The organism is Streptomyces sp. R302 (assembly GCF_012927245.1).
GTDB lineage: Bacteria > Actinomycetota > Actinomycetes > Streptomycetales > Streptomycetaceae > Streptomyces.
This window is the reverse complement of the sequence record NZ_JABBGE010000003.1, coordinates 420217-435082: the sequence shown is the minus strand read 5'-3', so window position 1 is coordinate 435082 and position 14866 is coordinate 420217. Positions and strand designations below refer to the sequence as shown.

At 73.5% G+C, this 14866-nt stretch carries 16 protein-coding genes and 1 tRNA gene; 6 read left to right on the top strand and 11 right to left on the bottom strand.

The window, feature by feature from the left end; translation table 11 throughout:
* Positions 1-203 precede the first annotated feature (203 nt).
* On the top strand, positions 204-1463 hold the full coding sequence (locus HHL19_RS11625) for an amidohydrolase family protein (protein ID WP_169088391.1): 1260 nt from the start codon (positions 204-206) through the stop codon (positions 1461-1463).
* Positions 1464-1479: 16 nt separating this feature from the next.
* On the top strand, positions 1480-2136 hold the full coding sequence (locus tag HHL19_RS11620; RefSeq protein WP_169088389.1) for an SDR family oxidoreductase: 657 nt from the start codon (positions 1480-1482) through the stop codon (positions 2134-2136).
* A 91-nt stretch (positions 2137-2227) separates the two neighbouring features.
* Here the strand turns inward: HHL19_RS11620 and HHL19_RS11615 are convergent.
* A tRNA-Tyr gene (locus tag HHL19_RS11615) sits at positions 2228-2309 on the bottom strand.
* Between the two features lie 173 nt (positions 2310-2482).
* On the opposite strand from HHL19_RS11615, the gene HHL19_RS11610 reads away from it, so the two are divergent.
* The 4 genes from HHL19_RS11610 to HHL19_RS11595 are packed head-to-tail and all read left to right on the top strand — an operon-like array spanning position 2483 to position 5393.
* Entirely contained in the window at positions 2483-2974 is a 492-nt protein-coding gene (locus HHL19_RS11610) for a YajQ family cyclic di-GMP-binding protein (RefSeq protein WP_169088387.1), read from the top strand.
* A 54-nt stretch (positions 2975-3028) separates the two neighbouring features.
* On the top strand, positions 3029-3535 hold the full coding sequence (locus tag HHL19_RS11605) for a methylated-DNA--[protein]-cysteine S-methyltransferase (protein ID WP_169088385.1): 507 nt from the start codon (positions 3029-3031) through the stop codon (positions 3533-3535).
* A complete protein-coding gene (locus tag HHL19_RS11600; protein ID WP_169088383.1) occupies positions 3532-4158 on the top strand; it encodes an alpha-ketoglutarate-dependent dioxygenase AlkB in 627 nt (208 codons plus the stop codon). The genes HHL19_RS11605 and HHL19_RS11600 overlap by 4 nt, the downstream gene beginning before the upstream one ends.
* Positions 4155-5393 carry an amino acid permease gene (locus HHL19_RS11595; protein WP_169088381.1) on the top strand — a complete coding sequence of 413 codons (1239 nt, stop codon included), beginning with the start codon at positions 4155-4157 and terminating at the stop codon, positions 5391-5393. Before HHL19_RS11600 ends, HHL19_RS11595 begins: the two co-directional genes overlap by 4 nt.
* Here HHL19_RS11595 and HHL19_RS11590 read toward each other — a convergent pair.
* The 10 genes from HHL19_RS11590 to HHL19_RS11545 form a co-directional block, all read right to left on the bottom strand.
* The gene (locus tag HHL19_RS11590; RefSeq protein ID WP_169088379.1) at positions 5359-6375 is read right to left on the bottom strand and encodes a hypothetical protein; all 1017 of its coding nucleotides are present in this window, start codon (positions 6373-6375) and stop codon (positions 5359-5361) included. The genes HHL19_RS11595 and HHL19_RS11590 overlap by 35 nt on opposite strands.
* 3 nt (positions 6376-6378) lie before the next feature.
* Positions 6379-6783 (bottom strand): YccF domain-containing protein, encoded by a 405-nt coding sequence (locus HHL19_RS11585; protein ID WP_169088377.1) that lies wholly within the window; start codon positions 6781-6783, stop codon positions 6379-6381.
* A complete protein-coding gene (htpX, locus tag HHL19_RS11580; protein ID WP_169088375.1) occupies positions 6780-7643 on the bottom strand; it encodes a zinc metalloprotease HtpX in 864 nt (287 codons plus the stop codon). Before htpX ends, HHL19_RS11585 begins: the two co-directional genes overlap by 4 nt.
* A 143-nt stretch (positions 7644-7786) precedes the next feature.
* Positions 7787-8245: a large conductance mechanosensitive channel protein MscL gene (gene mscL, locus HHL19_RS11575; RefSeq protein WP_169088373.1), complete on the bottom strand. Its 459-nt coding sequence runs from the start codon at positions 8243-8245 to the stop codon at positions 7787-7789.
* A gap of 32 nt (positions 8246-8277) precedes the next feature.
* Positions 8278-9822: an NADH-quinone oxidoreductase subunit N gene (locus tag HHL19_RS11570; RefSeq protein WP_169088371.1), complete on the bottom strand. Its 1545-nt coding sequence runs from the start codon at positions 9820-9822 to the stop codon at positions 8278-8280.
* On the bottom strand, positions 9822-11375 hold the full coding sequence (locus HHL19_RS11565) for an NADH-quinone oxidoreductase subunit M (RefSeq protein ID WP_169089003.1): 1554 nt from the start codon (positions 11373-11375) through the stop codon (positions 9822-9824). The genes HHL19_RS11570 and HHL19_RS11565 overlap by 1 nt, the downstream gene beginning before the upstream one ends.
* 27 nt (positions 11376-11402) lie before the next feature.
* Complete coding sequence (locus HHL19_RS11560; RefSeq protein ID WP_169088369.1) at positions 11403-13382, bottom strand: NADH-quinone oxidoreductase subunit L; 1980 nt, start codon at positions 13380-13382, stop codon at positions 11403-11405.
* Positions 13379-13723, bottom strand: a complete 345-nt coding sequence (nuoK, locus tag HHL19_RS11555) for an NADH-quinone oxidoreductase subunit NuoK (protein ID WP_169088367.1) — start codon at positions 13721-13723, stop codon at positions 13379-13381. Before nuoK ends, HHL19_RS11560 begins: the two co-directional genes overlap by 4 nt.
* Positions 13723-14280, bottom strand: coding sequence for an NADH-quinone oxidoreductase subunit J (locus HHL19_RS11550; RefSeq protein WP_169088365.1), 558 nt, complete (start codon positions 14278-14280; stop codon positions 13723-13725). The genes nuoK and HHL19_RS11550 overlap by 1 nt, the downstream gene beginning before the upstream one ends.
* Positions 14277-14864: an NADH-quinone oxidoreductase subunit I gene (locus HHL19_RS11545; RefSeq protein ID WP_169088363.1), complete on the bottom strand. Its 588-nt coding sequence runs from the start codon at positions 14862-14864 to the stop codon at positions 14277-14279. Before HHL19_RS11545 ends, HHL19_RS11550 begins: the two co-directional genes overlap by 4 nt.
* Positions 14865-14866 lie beyond the last annotated feature (2 nt).

The following is a 14866-nucleotide window of genomic DNA, read 5'->3' as shown; positions in this document are numbered from 1 at the left end:
CGAGGAAGACATTACACGGTCTCCGGCCCATCACCCAAATCCGTTTCCCCTGGCCGCCGGGGAGGGGCTCGCACCCGCCTCGTACGCCACTCGTGGACTCATCGGTACGACTATTGCGCTCCTCCTCGAAGGCGGCTCGACCCGCCCCTAGGCTCTGCCCCACGCTGCGTGATCTCGATCTTGGTGACTTGGTGAGGAGCCCGATGTCGGCCGACAGCAAGCAGCCCCGTCCGCCTTCCGACGACGCGGGCGGCGCGGCGACCGAGGACGCGAGCTCGCTCCTGCTGTCGAACGCCGGGCTGACCGACGGGCGGACCGTGGACGTGCGTCTCGTCCGCGGCCGGATCGAGGCCGTCGGCACCGCGGGGAGCCTGAGCACGGCGGGGGCCCGGGTGGACCTGGGCGGCTATCTGCTGCTGCCGGCGCCGGCCGAGCCGCACGCCCACGCCGACACGGCGCTCTCGGCCGACGCCCCGGGCCCCGTCTCGTACGCCCCAGAGGACGTGCAGCGGCGGGCCACCGAGGCGGCGCTGCTGCAGCTCGGGCACGGGGCGACCGCGCTGCGGGCGCACGTGCGGATCGGTGACGTGCACGCGCTCGGACCGCTGGAGGCCGTGCTCCAGGCGCGGCGGTCGCTGCGCGGCCTGACGGACCTGACGGCGGTGGCGGTGCCGCGGCTGCTGACCGGGGCGGCGGGCGCGGACGGGCTCGCACTGCTGCGGGACGCGGTGAAGATGGGCGCCGGGGTGGTGGGCGGCTGCCCGGACCTGGACCCGGACCCGGCGGGGTACGTGGAAGCGGTCCTGGAGGTGGCGGCCGAGCACGGGGTGCCGGTGGACCTGCACACGGACGGGGACGACCCGGCGCGGCTCGCCCGGTTCGCGGCGATGGCCGGCGGGCTGCGGCCCGGGGTGACGATCGGCCCGTGCGCGGGGCTCGCGCGGCTGCCGGAGGACGTGGCGGGCCGGGCGGCGGAGCGGCTTGCGGCGGCGGGCGTGACGGTGATGTGCCTGCCGCAGGGCGGCTGCGCGGGGACCGAGCGGCGGGGTACGGCCCCGGTGCGGCTGCTGCGCTCGGCGGGGGTGCGGCTCGCGGCGGGCGGCGGCGCGCTGCGGGACGCGGCGAACCCGGTGGGGCGCGGCGACCCGCTGGAGGCGGCCTTCCTGCTGGCCTCCCTGGAGGGCCTGGAGCCTGCGGAGGCGTACGGGGCGGTGAGCACCCGGGCGCGGGAGGCGATGGGCCTTCCGGAGGTGCGGGTGGAGGCGGGTTTCCCGGCGGAGCTGCTCGCGGTGCGGGGCCTGCACCTCGCGGGCGTGCTGTCGCTGGCGTACAGCCGGATCGTGGTGCACCGGGGGCGGGTGGTGGCGCGGACGAGCGCGGTGCGGGAGTACTGCGACTCGGCGGCGGCGCTCGATCTGCCGCGGCAGGCGCGGATCGATCCGGGAGGCCCGGCGGCCCGCTGAGTCGTACGGTCGGAGCATGCGCATCGTCATCGCTGGAGGACACGGTCGGATCGCCCTGCGCCTGGAGCGGCTGCTCTCGGCGGGCGGACACGAGGCGGTCGGGCTGATCCGCCGCCCGGAGCAGGCGGAGGACCTGCGGGCGGCGGGTGCGGAGCCCGTCGTGCTCGATCTGGAGTCGGCGTCGGTGGAGGAGGTCGCGGAGGTCCTGCGGGGCGCGGACGCGGCCGTCTTCGCGGCGGGCGCGGGACCGGGCAGCGGGGCGGCCCGCAAGGACACGGTGGACCGGGGTGCGGCGGTCCTGTTCGCGGACGCGGCGGAGCGGGCGGGCGTGCGGCGCTTCGTGGTCGTCTCGTCGATGGGCGCGGACGCCACCCACACGGGCGACGACGTCTTCGACGCCTACCTGCGGGCGAAGGGCGCGGCGGACGACGCGGTGCGGTCCCGCCAGGACCTGGAGTGGACGGTCCTGCGTCCCGGCATGCTCACGGACGACGCGGGCACGGGCCTGGTCCGGCTGGAGGCCCGTACGGGCCGCGGGCCGATCCCCCGCGACGACGTGGCGGCGGTCCTGGCCGAGCTGGTGGACTCCCCCGGCACGGCCGGCCTGACCCTGGAGCTGGTCTCGGGCTCGATCCCGGTCGGGGTCGCGGTGACGGACGTGGCGGGCAACTGACCGCTCCCGCGGAGCAGGACGCAGGGGCAGAACGAAGGGGCAGAACGAAGAAGGTCCCCGGTGCGAACACCGGGGACCTTCTCGTATCGCGTGGCGGCGCCAGGATTCGAACCTGGGTAGGCTAAGCCGACGGATTTACAGTCCGCTCCCATTGGCCACTCGGGCACACCGCCATGGGATCCGCTGCCTTGGTTTCCCGCTTTTCGGCGGTGCTCCGTGGCAACGACGTAAACGATACCTGATCCCAGGGGGTGGTCCGCCACCGGATTGATCAGCGGTTCGGGTGACCGGTCACCCCCTAGGCTTTGGGGGTACCCCACAGCATCCGAGCAAGGAGCCACGAGTCATGGCCGACTCCAGTTTCGACATCGTCTCCAAGGTCGAGCGGCAGGAGGTCGACAACGCCCTCAACCAGGCCGTGAAGGAGATCTCCCAGCGCTACGACTTCAAGGGAACCAACGCCTCGATCTCCTGGTCGGGCGAGAAGATCCTGATGCAGGCGAGCGGCGAGGAGCGCGTGATGGCGATCCTCGACATCTTCCAGTCCAAGCTGATCAAGCGGGGCATCTCGCTCAAGTCGCTGGACGTCGAGGGTGAGCCGCAGCTGTCCGGCAAGGAGTACAAGCTCTTCGCGTCGGTCACCGAGGGCATCTCGCAGGAGAACGCGAAGAAGGTCGCGAAGACCATCCGCGACGAGGGCCCCAAGGGCGTCAAGGCGCAGGTGCAGGGCGACGAGCTGCGGGTCAGCTCGAAGAGCCGGGACGACCTGCAGGCCGTGCAGGCGCTGCTCAAGGGCAAGGACTTCGACTTCGCCATCCAGTTCGTGAACTACCGGTAGGACCGTGTCCGAAAGCCGCCGGTCCACCGGGCGGCGGGCTCGCACACTGGAGTCATGGACGACATCACCGTGTACGCGTACGCCGGCGGCCCCCTGGGCGAGATGCTGCTGACCGGGCAGGTCTCGACGGGGGGCCGTCTCGCGCTGCGGTCGCTCTCGCTGCCGGGGCAGAAGGGGGCGGTGACGGTCGGGGACGGCTGGGTCCGCGACCAGGAGGCCTTCGCCGGGGTCGTGGCGCAGCTGGAGGAGTACTTCGCCGGGCGGCGGGAGCGGTTCGAGGTGCCGCTGGCCGCGGACGCCGGGACGGAGTTCCAGCGGCGGGTCTGGGCGGCCCTGGAGGAGATCCCGTACGGGGAGACCGTCGGTTACGGGGAGCTCGGGCGGCGGATCGGGGCCGGCGGGGCCGGGGTGCGGGCGGTGGGCACGGCGATCGGGCGCAATCCGCTGCTCGTGGTGCGGCCCTGCCACCGGGTGATCGGCGCGGACGGGAGTCTGCGCGGGTACGCGGCGGGCCTGGAGCGGAAGCGGGCGCTGCTCGAACTGGAGGGGGCCCTCGGGTGACCGAGGGGCTGTTTCCGCGCGAGCGGGCCGAGGTCGCGCCCGGGGCGGTGCACGTGCCGGGGTGGCTGCCGGCCGGGCGGCAGCGGGAACTGGTCGCCGCCTGCCGGGAGTTCGGGCGCGGGCCGCTGACGTACCGGCACACCGTGCTGCCCGGCGGGGGCGTGATGTCGGTGCGGTCGCTGTGTCTGGGACGGCCGTGGGTGCCGTACCGGTATCTGGACTCCGTCGCCGTCGAACTGCCGGAGTGGCTGGTCGCGTTGGGCCGGGCGGCGGTGGCGGAGGCGTACGGGGACGACGGCGGTTTCGCGCCGGACACCGCGCTGGTGAACTTCTACGGGGACGGCGCCCGGATGGGCATGCACCAGGACAAGGAGGAGCGGTCCGGGGCGCCCGTGGTGTCGCTCAGCCTCGGGGACCGCTGCGTCTTCCGGCTGGGGAACGCCGAGGGGCGGGGGCGGCCGTGGAACGATGTGGAACTGGCCTCCGGGGACCTGTTCGTCTTCGGCCGGGAATCGCGCTGGGTGTACCACGGCGTGCCGAGGGTGTTTCCTGGGACGGCCGATCCGTCGCTCGGGCTCACCGGGCGGCTCAACCTCACTCTGCGGGAGACAGGTCGCTCGTGAGCGCACCACTGCGCCGGTCCCTCGGCGTCCTCGACGCCGTCGTCATCGGGCTCGGCGCCATGGTCGGCGCCGGGATCTTCGTCGCCCTCGGGCCCGCGGCCGGCGCGGCCGGCACCTCGGCCGGGCTGCTCGCCGCGCTGGGGATCGCCGCCGTGGTGGCGTACTGCAACGCGATGGCCTCGGCCCGGCTCGCCGCCCTGTACCCGGAGTCCGGCGGCACCTACGTGTACGGTCGCGAACGGCTCGGGCCCTTCTGGGGGTATCTGGCCGGCTGGGCCTTCGTGGTGGGCAAGACGGCCTCCTGCGCGGCGATGGCGCTGACCGTCGGCGCCTATCTGTGGCCGGACCAGGCGCACGCGGTGGCGGTGGCCGCCGTGGTGGCCCTGACGGCCGTCAACTACACGGGTGTCCAGAAGTCGGCGCTGCTGGCGCGGCTGATCGTGGCGGGGGTCCTCGCGGTGCTCGCGGCGGTCGTCACGGCCTCCTTCGCCGGCGCCCCCGGCGGGCGCTTCGGGCTCGGCGGGGAGGTCACGGCGGGCGGGGTGCTGCAGGCCGCGGGTTTGCTCTTCTTCGCGTTCGCGGGGTACGCGCGGATCGCCACGCTCGGCGAGGAGGTGCGCGATCCTGCCCGGACGATCCCCCGGGCGGTGCCGCTCGCGCTCGGCATCGCGCTCGGCGTGTACGCGCTGGTCGCGGTGGGCGCGCTGCTCGCCCTCGGGCCGGTCGCGCTGGCCGGCTCGGACGCGCCGCTCGCCGACGCGGTGCGGGCGGCGGGCTCCTCCTGGCTGGTGCCGGTGGTCCTGGCCGGCGCGGCCGTGGCGGCGCTCGGCTCGCTGCTCTCGCTGATCCTCGGGGTGTCCCGGACGACGCTCGCGATGGCCAGGGACGGCTATCTGCCCGGCGGGCTCGCCGCCGTCCATCCGCGGTTCCGGGTGCCGCACCGGGCGGAGCTGGTGGTGGGCGCGGTGGTGGCCGTGGCGGCGGCGACGGTGGACGTGCGGGGCGCGATCGGCTTCTCGTCGTTCGGCGTGCTCGTCTACTACGGGATCGCGAACGCCTCGGCGTGGACGCTGGGCCGCCGGGACCGGGTCCTGGCGGTGCTGGGGCTCGCCGGGTGCGCGGCGCTCGCGGGGGCGCTGCCGCTGGGGTCGGTGCTCGCCGGGTCGGGGGTCCTGGCGGCGGGTGTGGTGGCGTACGCGGTCAGTCGAGGACGACCCGGACTCCCTCGGCCCTGAGTCCGTCCACCCATTCCTGGAAGGTGGCGGGGCGGGGGACGGCGAGGAGCGGGGTGACGCCGAGGCAGGCGCGGGCGATGTCGGCGTGGCGCCAGACGAGGGTGCAGCCGGAGAGCTCCTCGCCGAGGGCGCGCGGGGAGCTGAAGGGGTAGGCGAGGCCGGGGCCGTGAACCGCCTCGGTGAGGGCGCAGACGAGGCCGTCCTCGTCGGTGATCCCCCGGCCGTCGAGGGTGTACGTGGTGCCCGGGACGGGTTCCGGCAGGTCGTACGAGCGCAGCTCGGCCTGCTGCCGCCAGGTCGCGCGGGCGGCGCCGGCGAAGCGGCGCCAGGTGCCGGGTTCGGCGGGGGTCCGGTGGTCGTGGAAGAGGTCCCAGACCTCGCGGGTGGGCGGCGGGACCAGGCCGGTGCGGGGGAAGGCCACGGTGAGGTCGAACAGGCCGTGGTGGCCGCGGGCGGTGTCCCAGCCGGTGACGTGGCCCGCCTCGCCCTCGTGCTGGACGTTCCCGCTGCGGTGGAGGACCTGGTAGCGCACCTCTCCGGGGCCCGGAGCGCCGGTGGCGAGGGCGTCGCGGAGCGCGCCGCGCGGGGAGCAGCCGAGGAAGGTGACCCCGGTGCGGGAGGGGCCGGGGACGGGGAGCGGGATGAGGTGGGCGCAGGGGATCGCGCCGGTCGCGCCGCCGCGGAGGCGGCGCGGCGGGCCGGCCGACTCGACGGTGACGACGTCGCCGCGGGCGCCGAGGACGCGGACGGCGGTGAAGCGCCAGGGGCCGTCGGGGGTCTCGACGTCGAGGGTGCCGAGTGGGGCGGTGCCCTCGACGACGGCCTGGGTGACGGCCCGGGCGAGCTCGCCGCGGGGTTCGCAGCCGCGGAGTTCGTGGCGCGGGCGGGGGTGCGGGGCGGGGTCGCCGTAGAGGCCGTCGACGTCGTGGCAGAGGGCCAGGACGTAGAGCCCGGAGAGCAGGGCGTAGCGGGGTTGGTGCACGGGTCAGAAGCCGGCGCGGGCGGGGCCGTACGCCTGGTCGGTAGGGACGATGTCCTTGCCGAGGGGCAGCAGCGAGACGGGGATGAGCTTGAAGTTCGCGATGCCGAGCGGGATGCCGATGATCGTGATGCAGAGGGCGATGCCGGTGACGATGTGGCCGATGGCGAGCCACCAGCCGGCGAGGATCAGCCACAGGACGTTGCCGACGCAGGAGGCGGCGCCGGCGCCGGGCTTGTCGACGACCGTGCGGCCGAAGGGCCAGAGGGCGTAGAGGCCGATGCGGAAGGCGGCGAGTCCGAAGGGGATGCCGATGATGGTGACGCAGAGGAGGAGGCCGGCGAGGAGGTAGCCGAGGAACAGCCAGAAGCCGGAGAGGACGAGCCATATGACGTTGAGGACGGTCTTCACGGGCGGTGTCCTGCCATCTCTTCGAGCCGGGCGATCCGCTCGGCCATGGGCGGGTGGGTCGAGAACATCTTGGAGAGTCCCTTACCCGGACGGAAGGGGTTCGCGATCATCATGTGGCTGGCGGTCTCGATGCGCGGCTCGGGCGGCAGCGGGAGCTGCTTGGTGCCGGCTTCGAGCTTTCTGAGGGCGCCGGCGAGGGCGAGCGGGTCGCCGGTGAGCTGGGCGCCGGAGGCGTCGGCCTCGTACTCGCGGGAGCGGGAGATGGCCAGCTGGATGATGGAGGCGGCGATCGGTCCGAGGACGAGGATCAGCAGGTAGCCGAGGAGGCCGGGTCCTTCGTCGTCGTTGGAGCGGCCGACGGGGATCAGCCAGGCGAAGTTGACGAGGAACATCACGACGGAGGCGAGCGCTCCGGCGACCGAGGAGATGAGGATGTCCCGGTTGTAGACGTGGCTCAGCTCGTGGCCGATGACGCCGCGGAGTTCGCGCTCGTCGAGGAGGGCGAGGATGCCCTCGGTGCAGCAGACGGCGGCGTTGCGCGGGTTGCGGCCGGTGGCGAAGGCGTTGGGCGCCTGGGTCGGGGAGATGTAGAGGCGCGGCATCGGCTGGCGGGCCTGGGTGGAGAGCTCCCGGACCATCCGGTAGAGGGCGGGGGCCTCGAATTCGCTGACGGGGCGGGCGCGCATGGCCCGCAGCGCGAGTTTGTCGCTGTTCCAGTACGCGTACGCGTTGGTGCCGATCGCGACGACGAGTCCGACGATCAGGCCCGTACGGCCGAAGAAGCTGCCGATGACGATGATGAGGGCGGAGAGCCCTCCGAGGAGTGCGGCGGTCCTCAGCCCGTTGTGCCGGCGGTGCACGGTACGCCCTCCAAGTGGTGCGGCAGGGGAACCCTTTGCTTCGTGGTCCACTCCCCCAGTGGACCCTCACGTACTGGTCAACGCCAGGCGGGAGGCTGCGGTTCCCCCGGCCGCACCGGGGAGGGGTTACGCCGAACGGGTGGTCAGCGGGCGGCGGGGATCTTCTCCGGGCCGGCGGCGAGATCACGGGTGGGTTCGACCTCGCTGGTGCAGTGGGCGCAGCGGGAGGCGATGGCCGGGATCTCGGTGAAGCAGCGGGGGCAGTCGCGCTTCTCGGACTTGGGGTCGGCGGCCTCTTCCTTGGCGAACTTCTCCTGGACCTTCGCCATGGGGACGACGAAGAGGAAGTAGAGGACGAGGGCGGTGATGACGAAGGCGATGGTGGCGGCGATGGCGAGGCCGTACGGGAAGACGGTCTTGCCGACGCTGAACTTCGCCTCGCTGAAGTCGCCGACGGAGCCGGTGGCGAGGCCGATGAGCGGGGTGATGAACGCCTTGCTGAAGCCGGTGACGACGGCTGTGAACGCCGAGCCGACGGCGAGGCCGATCGCCATCGAGACGACGTTCCCGCGAAGTATGAAGTCCTTGAATCCGTTCAGCACGGCGTGTTGCTCCTAGAGGGGGTGCGGGGAGGTCAGAAGAGGCTGGTCGTCGCGAAGCGGAGGACGAACTGCGGGTAGCCCGACAGGACGGCTCCGACGGCGGCGGTCAGCACGATCGCCAGGGTGACGGGCGTGGGGGCCCGGTGCGCGGCCTTCTCGGGGCCTGCCGGGGCCTGCTCCGGCGTGCGGAACAGCAGCGCCGTCCACCGCAGGTAGTACGCGAGGCCGATGACGACGTTGACGCCCATGACCACGGCCAGCCAGCCGAGACCCGCGTCGACGGCCGACGAGAAGACGGTCACCTTGGCGAAGAGGCCGATGATACCCGGGGGCAGACCGGCCAGATTCAGGAGGAAGAAGGCGAGCGCGAGGGCGGCGGCGGGGCTGGTGGCGTACAGGCCGGCGTGGTCGGCGATCCGCTTGCCGGGGTGCGTACGGGCGACGAGGGCGACGACCGCGAAGGCGCCGAGGTTCACGACGGCGTACATGAGGGCGTACGCGACGGTGGCGCCGACCTGCTCGTCGCTGGAGTACGCGGCGGCCCCTATCGGCACCAGGAGGTAGCCGGCCTGGGCGACGGACGACCAGGCGAGCAGCCGTACGGCGCTGCGCTCGCGGGTGGGGTCCTGCCGGAGGGCGGCGACGTTGCCGGCCGTCATGGTGAGGGCGGCGAGGACCGCTATGGCGGGGCCCCAGACGTCGGCGTACGCGGGGAAGGCGACGACCGTCACCAGGATGAGGCCGGTGAAGCCGACGGCCTTGCCGACGACCGACAGGTAGGCGGCGACGGGCAGCGGGGCGCCGCTGTAGGTGTCGGGAACCCAGAAGTGGAAGGGGACGGCGGCGACCTTGAAGGCGAAGCCGACGAGGGTGAGGGCGACGCCGGTCTGGGTGAGGGTCTGGAAGGGGCCGGGGACCTCGTCGAGGCGGGCGGCGATCTCGGTGAGGTGGAGGGTGCCGGTGGCGGCGTAGACGAAGCTCGCGCCGAGGAGGGTGACGGCGGTGGCGGTCACCGAGGAGAGGAAGAACTTGAGGGCGGCCTCGCCGGAGCGGCGGTCGCCGCGCTTGAGGCCGACGAGCGCGAAGGCGGGCAGCGAGGCCACTTCCAGGGCGACCACGAGGGTGGCGAGGTCGCGGGCGGCGGGCAGCAGGGCGGCGCCGGCGGCGGAGGACAGCAGCAGGAACCAGTACTCGCCGGCCGGGAGCTTCTCCCGGGTGGCGGGCAGCGAGAGCAGGCCGGTGAGCAGGGCGCCGCCGAGCACCAGGAGCTGGATGACCAGGGTGAAGTGGTCGGCGGTGTAGCTGCAGCCGGCGGTCTGGACGTGGCCGGCGGTCTGGGCGGCGGGGGTGAGGCAGAAGGTGGCGCGGTCGCCGGCGCGCAGCGGCAGGAGCAGGGCGAGGGCGGCGGCGAGGCCGGCGAGGGAGATCCAGCCGAGGAGCTGCTTGCGGGCGGCGGGCACGAAGAGGTCGGCGACGAGGACGCCGAGCGCCACCAGGGCGGTGAGGGTGGGGGGCGCGATCGTCGCCCAGTCGACGGACTGGACGAGCGAGGGGGCGTCTGTTGCGGCGCTGGACATCACTGGGTGCCTCCCGCGAGGAGCTGCTGGACGGCCGGGTCGGTGAGGCCGAGGAGGACCGCGGGCCAGAGTCCGGCGAGGACGGTGAGGGCGGCGAGCGGGGTCCAGGCGGCCAGCTCGTACGCCTGGACGTCGGCGAGCTCGGGCTCGCCCTCCGGGCGCGGGCCGCCCATGCAGACGCGGCGGACCACGATCAGCAGGTACGCGGCGGTGAGCAGGGTGCCGAGGCCGCCGAGGACCATGAAGACGAGGTACGCGGGGCGGTGGAGGCCCTCGGCAGGGTCGAAGGCGGCGAAGAGGGCGAGCATCTCGCCCCAGAAGCCGGCCAGGCCCGGGAGGCCGAGGGAGGCGACGGCGGCGAAGGCGAGGAGCGCGCCGAGGCGGGGGGCGCGGCCGTAGAGGGCGGCGCCGGTGGCTCCGGCGAGGGTGTCGAGGTCGGCGGTGCCGTACCGGTCCTTCACGGCGCCGACGAGGAAGAACAGCAGGCCGGTGATGAGGCCGTGGGCGATGTTGGCGAAGAGCGCGCCGTTGACGCCGGTGGGGGTCAGGGTGGCGATGCCGAGGAGGACGAAGCCCATGTGGCCGACGGAGGAGTACGCGATCAGCCGCTTGAGGTCGCCCTTGGCGCCGGGCCGGGCGAGGGCGAGGCAGGCGAGGGAGCCGTAGACGATGCCGGCGGCGGCGAAGGCGGCCAGGTAGGGCGCGAGGGTGTGCATGCCGTCGGGGGCGATGGGCAGGGCGATGCGGACGAAACCGTACGTGCCCATCTTCAGGAGCACGCCGGCGAGGAGGACCGAGCCGACCGTGGGGGCGGCGGTGTGGGCGTCCGGCAGCCAGGAGTGCAGCGGCCACATCGGGGTCTTCACGGCGAGCCCGAGACCGATCGCGAGGACGGCGGTGACCTGCACCGATGTGGTCAGTCCGCGGCCGTTGTCGGTGGCGAGCGCCACCATGTCGAAGGTGCCGCCCTTTATCCCGACGAGGAGGAGGCCGAGCAGCATGATCACGGAGCCGAGCAGCGTGTAGAGGATGAACTTCCCGGCGGCGGCCCGGCGGCCCTCGCCGCCCCAGCGGGCGATGAGGAAGTACATCGGGACCAGGACCATCTCGAAGGCGAGGAAGAAGAGGACCAGGTCGAGGACGGCGAAGGTGGCGAGGGTGCCGGCCTCCAGGACGAGCAGCAGTGCGACGAAGGCCTTCGGGGACGGGCCCGTGGGCGGCTTGAAGTAGGAGTACAGCGCGCAGAGGAAGGTCAGCAGCGCGGTCAGCACCAGGAGGGGGAGCGAGATGCCGTCGACGCCGAGGTGGATCCGCACGTCCAGTGCCTTGATCCAGCTGATGTCCGTGGTCGCCTGCATCCTCGACGGATTGTCGTGGTCGAAGCCGAGGGTGAGGGCGAGCGTGGCGAGGAGGATCGCGCCGGTGACGGTGACGCCGTGGCGGAGCACCGCCTGGTCGGGCGACTTCCCCTTCAGTCCGGGCGGGGCGGGCAGGAGCGCGGCGGCGGCGCCGAGGAGCGGCACGACGACGGTGAACGCGAGGAGGAACTGCATCACGGACGGGCTGATATCGATCACGGCTCACGCTCCGGCGAAGGCGTTGGCGAGGGCGACGGCGGCGATCGCCAGGACGACGGAGCCGGCGAGCAGGGCGCTGAGGTAGGTCTGCGTGTTGCCGGTCTGGGCGAGGCGGACGAGCCGGCCGAGGCCCTTGGCGGTGTTCGCCGCGCCGCTCACGTAGGTGTCGACGACCTCACGGTCCAGGAAGCGGACCAGGGACGCGGCGCCGAGCACCGGGCGGACGAACGCCTTCCGGTAGAGGGCGTCGAGGTGGAAGCCGTCGGCGGCCGGTCCGTACAGCGGGCCGAGGAGGGCGCGGCCGGGGTCGGCCGGGTCCTCGGCGGGGTGCGGCAGGTGCAGCGCCTCGGCCTCGACGAGACCGGCGTCGGCGTCCGGGTGGGCGACGTGCGGGGTGGCCACCGGGGGTACGGCCCTGGCGGTGACGGTCCGCCAGACGGCGTACGTGACGGCGCCGCCGGCGACGGCGAGGCCGGTGCCGAGGACGGCGGTGGTCAGGGTCGGGGTGAGGGCCTCGCCGTCGAACCAGTCGTCGAGGACGAGCGCGCTCAGGCCGAAGCCGAGGGAGGGGACGGCGAGGACCCAGAGGACGCTCGTCATCGCGATGGGCTGCCGTCCGTGGTCCGGTGCCGCCGGGCCCCTGCCGCGGAAGGTGCGGAGCCAGAGGCGGAGCGCGTACGCGGCGGTGAGGAGGGCCGTCAGGAGGCCTGCGGCGAGGACGGTCCAGCCGGCCCCGGCGGGGACGCCGGGGCGGTCGCCGAGCGCGGTGTGCTCGGCGGCGACCAGGACGGCCTCCTTGGAGAAGAAGCCGGCGAACGGCGGGATCGCGGCGAGCGCGAGCAGGGCGACGGTCATCGTCCAGTACGCGTCGGGGATCCGCTTCGCCAGGCCGCTCATCCGGGACATCGCGGTGAGCGAGTTGGTGCCGGCGGCGTGGATGACCGCGCCGGCGGCGAGGAAGAGCAGCGCCTTGAAGGCGGCGTGCGACAGGAGGTGGAAGACGGCGGCGCCCCGGTCGCCGACGGCGAGCGCCCCGGCCATGTAGCCGAGCTGGCCGATCGTCGAGTAGGCGAGGACCCGCTTGATGTCGTCCTGGGCGAGCGCGGCGAGCGCCGAGCCGACCATGGTGACGGCGGCCATCACGGCGAGCACGGTCAGCGCGGCGGCGGAGGCGGCGAAGACCGGCAGGAGCCGGGCGACGAAGTAGATGCCGGCGGCGACCATGGTGGCCGCGTGGATGAGCGCGGAGACCGGCGTCGGGCCTGCCATGGCGTCGGGCAGCCAGGTGTGCAGCGGGAACTGCGCGGACTTGCCGGCCACGCCGGCGAGGAGCAGCAGCGCCACCAGGGTGGGGTGGTCGAGGCCGCCGCTCGCGACGGTGGAGAGGATGCCGTCGATGCGGAAGGTGCCGGCGTCGGCGGCCAGCGCGAAGAGCCCGAAGAGGAAGGGGACGTCGCCGAGCTTGGTGACGAGGAAGGCCTTCAGGGAGGCGGAGCGCGCCTCGGGGGTCTCCCAGTAGTGCCCGACGAGGAAGTACGAGCAGATGCCCATGATCTCCCAGCCGACCAGGAGGACCATCAGGTCGCCCGAGTAGACGACGAGGAGCATCGCGGCGGTGAAGAGGGAGACGAGGGCCGCGTACGAGGGGTAGCGCGGGTCCTCGCGGAGGTAGCCGGTCGAGTAGATCTGCACGCAGCTCGCGACCACGCCGACGAGGACGGCGACGAGGGCGGCGAAGCCGTCGATGTGGAGGCCCAGGGTGACGGGGACCGAGCCGGTCGGCGTGAGCTGGGTGCTCGCCTCGATGACCGAGTTCCCGCCCTGGCGGACGGCGACGAGGACGGCGAGGACGGCGGCGGTGAGCGTCGGGAGGACGGCGAGCGGGCGGACGAAGCCGGGCGCGGTGCGGCCCAGGGCGAGTCCGGCGGCGGAGCCGAGGAAGGGCAGGGCGGGGACGAGGGCGGCGAGGGTCGTGGTGGTCACGCGGCGGCCTCGGCCTTCTCGTCTGCGGGCTGCGGCCGTTCCGCCGTGTCGCGGAGGCGGTCGACGTCGGCCGTGCCGCGGTTGCGGTAGACCATCAGGACGATCGCGAGGCCGATGCCGATCTCGGCGGCGGCGATGGCGATGGTGAAGAGGGTGAGGGCCTGGCCGGCGTGGAGGGCGTCGCGGAGCCAGACGTCGAAGGCGACCAGGTTGAGGTTGACGGCGTTGAGCATCAGCTCGACCGACATCAGGACCAGGATCGCGTTGCGGCGGGCGAGGACGCCGTACAGGCCGACGCAGAAGAGGAGCGCGGCGAGGACGGCGGGGTAGGCGAGGTGCATCAGTCCCGCTCCCCTTCCGGCTTCTTGCGGGACAGGACGATGGCGCCGACCAGGGCGGCGAGCAGCAGCACCGAGAGCGCCTCGAAGGGCAGCACCCAGTGCCGGAAGAGGATCTCGCCGGTCACTCCGGTGGAGCCCCGCGCGGGACCTTCGAGGTCGATCCAGCTCTTGCGGAAGGCGTCCCAGACCACCCAGACGAGCGCCGCGGCGGCGGCCGCGGCGACGGCGAGGGCGACCGGCCGGTTGCCCGAGTCGGCGTCCGGGGAGCGGCCGACGGGGGCCTTGGTGAGCATGAGCCCGAAGAGGAGCAGGACGACGACGGAGCCGATGTAGATCAGGACCTGGACCCAGGCGATGAACTCGGCGGTCAGCAGGAGGTACTCGACGGCGAGGCCGCCGAGCGCGACCACGAGCCAGAGCGCGGCGTGCACGAGCTGCTTCGTCGTGACGGAGACGACGGCGGCGCCGAGGGTGACGAGTCCGACCAGGAGGAAGGCGATCTCGACACCGGTGGGCGAGAGGAAGCCGGGGTGGGCCGGCGGGGCGGCGAGGATCACTGCGGGCCCTCCTGCTGCGGGGTCTCTGCTGCGGCCTGCTCCGCCGCCTGGGCCGCCGCCGCGGCGGTGGCGGCCTTCTCGGCGGCCTTGCGGGCGGCGGCGAACTCCTTGGGCTCCTCGGCCCTCGGGTCGAGCGCGGGCGGCTCGGGGACCGTCCACATCCACTCGCGGAGCTTGTCGCGCTCGTGGGTGAGCTCCAGGATGTCGGTCTCGGCGTACTCGAACTCCGGCGACCAGAAGAGGGCGTCGAAGGGGCACACCTCGATGCAGATCCCGCAGTACATGCAGAGGGAGAAGTCGATGGCGAAGCGGTCGAGGACGTTCCGGCTGCGCTCGCGGCCGCCGGGGGCGGCGGCCGGGACCGTCTCCTTGTGGGAGTCGATGTAGATGCACCAGTCGGGGCACTCGCGGGCGCACAGCATGCAGACCGTGCAGTTCTCCTCGAACAGCGCGATCACCCCGCGCGAGCGGGGCGGCAGCTCGGGCTGCGCGTCCGGGTACTGCGCGGTGACCGTCTTGCGGGTCATCGTGCGGAGGGTGACGGCGAGGCCCTTGGCGAGGCCGGAGCCGGGGATCGGAGCCATGG

Bases quoted from the DNA above. Each gene is read 5' to 3' on its own strand.
- HHL19_RS11565 (WP_169089003.1), bottom strand. From the start codon at position 11,375: ATGCAGTTCCTCCTCGCGTTCACCGTCGTCGTGCCGCTCCTCGGCGCC.
- HHL19_RS11625 (WP_169088391.1), top strand. From the start codon at position 204: ATGTCGGCCGACAGCAAGCAGCCCCGTCCGCCTTCCGACGACGCGGGC.
- HHL19_RS11570 (WP_169088371.1), bottom strand. From the start codon at position 9,822: ATGTCCAGCGCCGCAACAGACGCCCCCTCGCTCGTCCAGTCCGTCGAC.
- HHL19_RS11610 (WP_169088387.1), top strand. From the start codon at position 2,483: ATGGCCGACTCCAGTTTCGACATCGTCTCCAAGGTCGAGCGGCAGGAG.
- HHL19_RS11545 (WP_169088363.1), bottom strand. From the start codon at position 14,864: ATGGCTCCGATCCCCGGCTCCGGCCTCGCCAAGGGCCTCGCCGTCACC.
- HHL19_RS11620 (WP_169088389.1), top strand. From the start codon at position 1,480: ATGCGCATCGTCATCGCTGGAGGACACGGTCGGATCGCCCTGCGCCTG.
- nuoK (WP_169088367.1), bottom strand. From the start codon at position 13,723: ATGCACCTCGCCTACCCCGCCGTCCTCGCCGCGCTCCTCTTCTGCGTC.
- HHL19_RS11605 (WP_169088385.1), top strand. From the start codon at position 3,029: ATGGACGACATCACCGTGTACGCGTACGCCGGCGGCCCCCTGGGCGAG.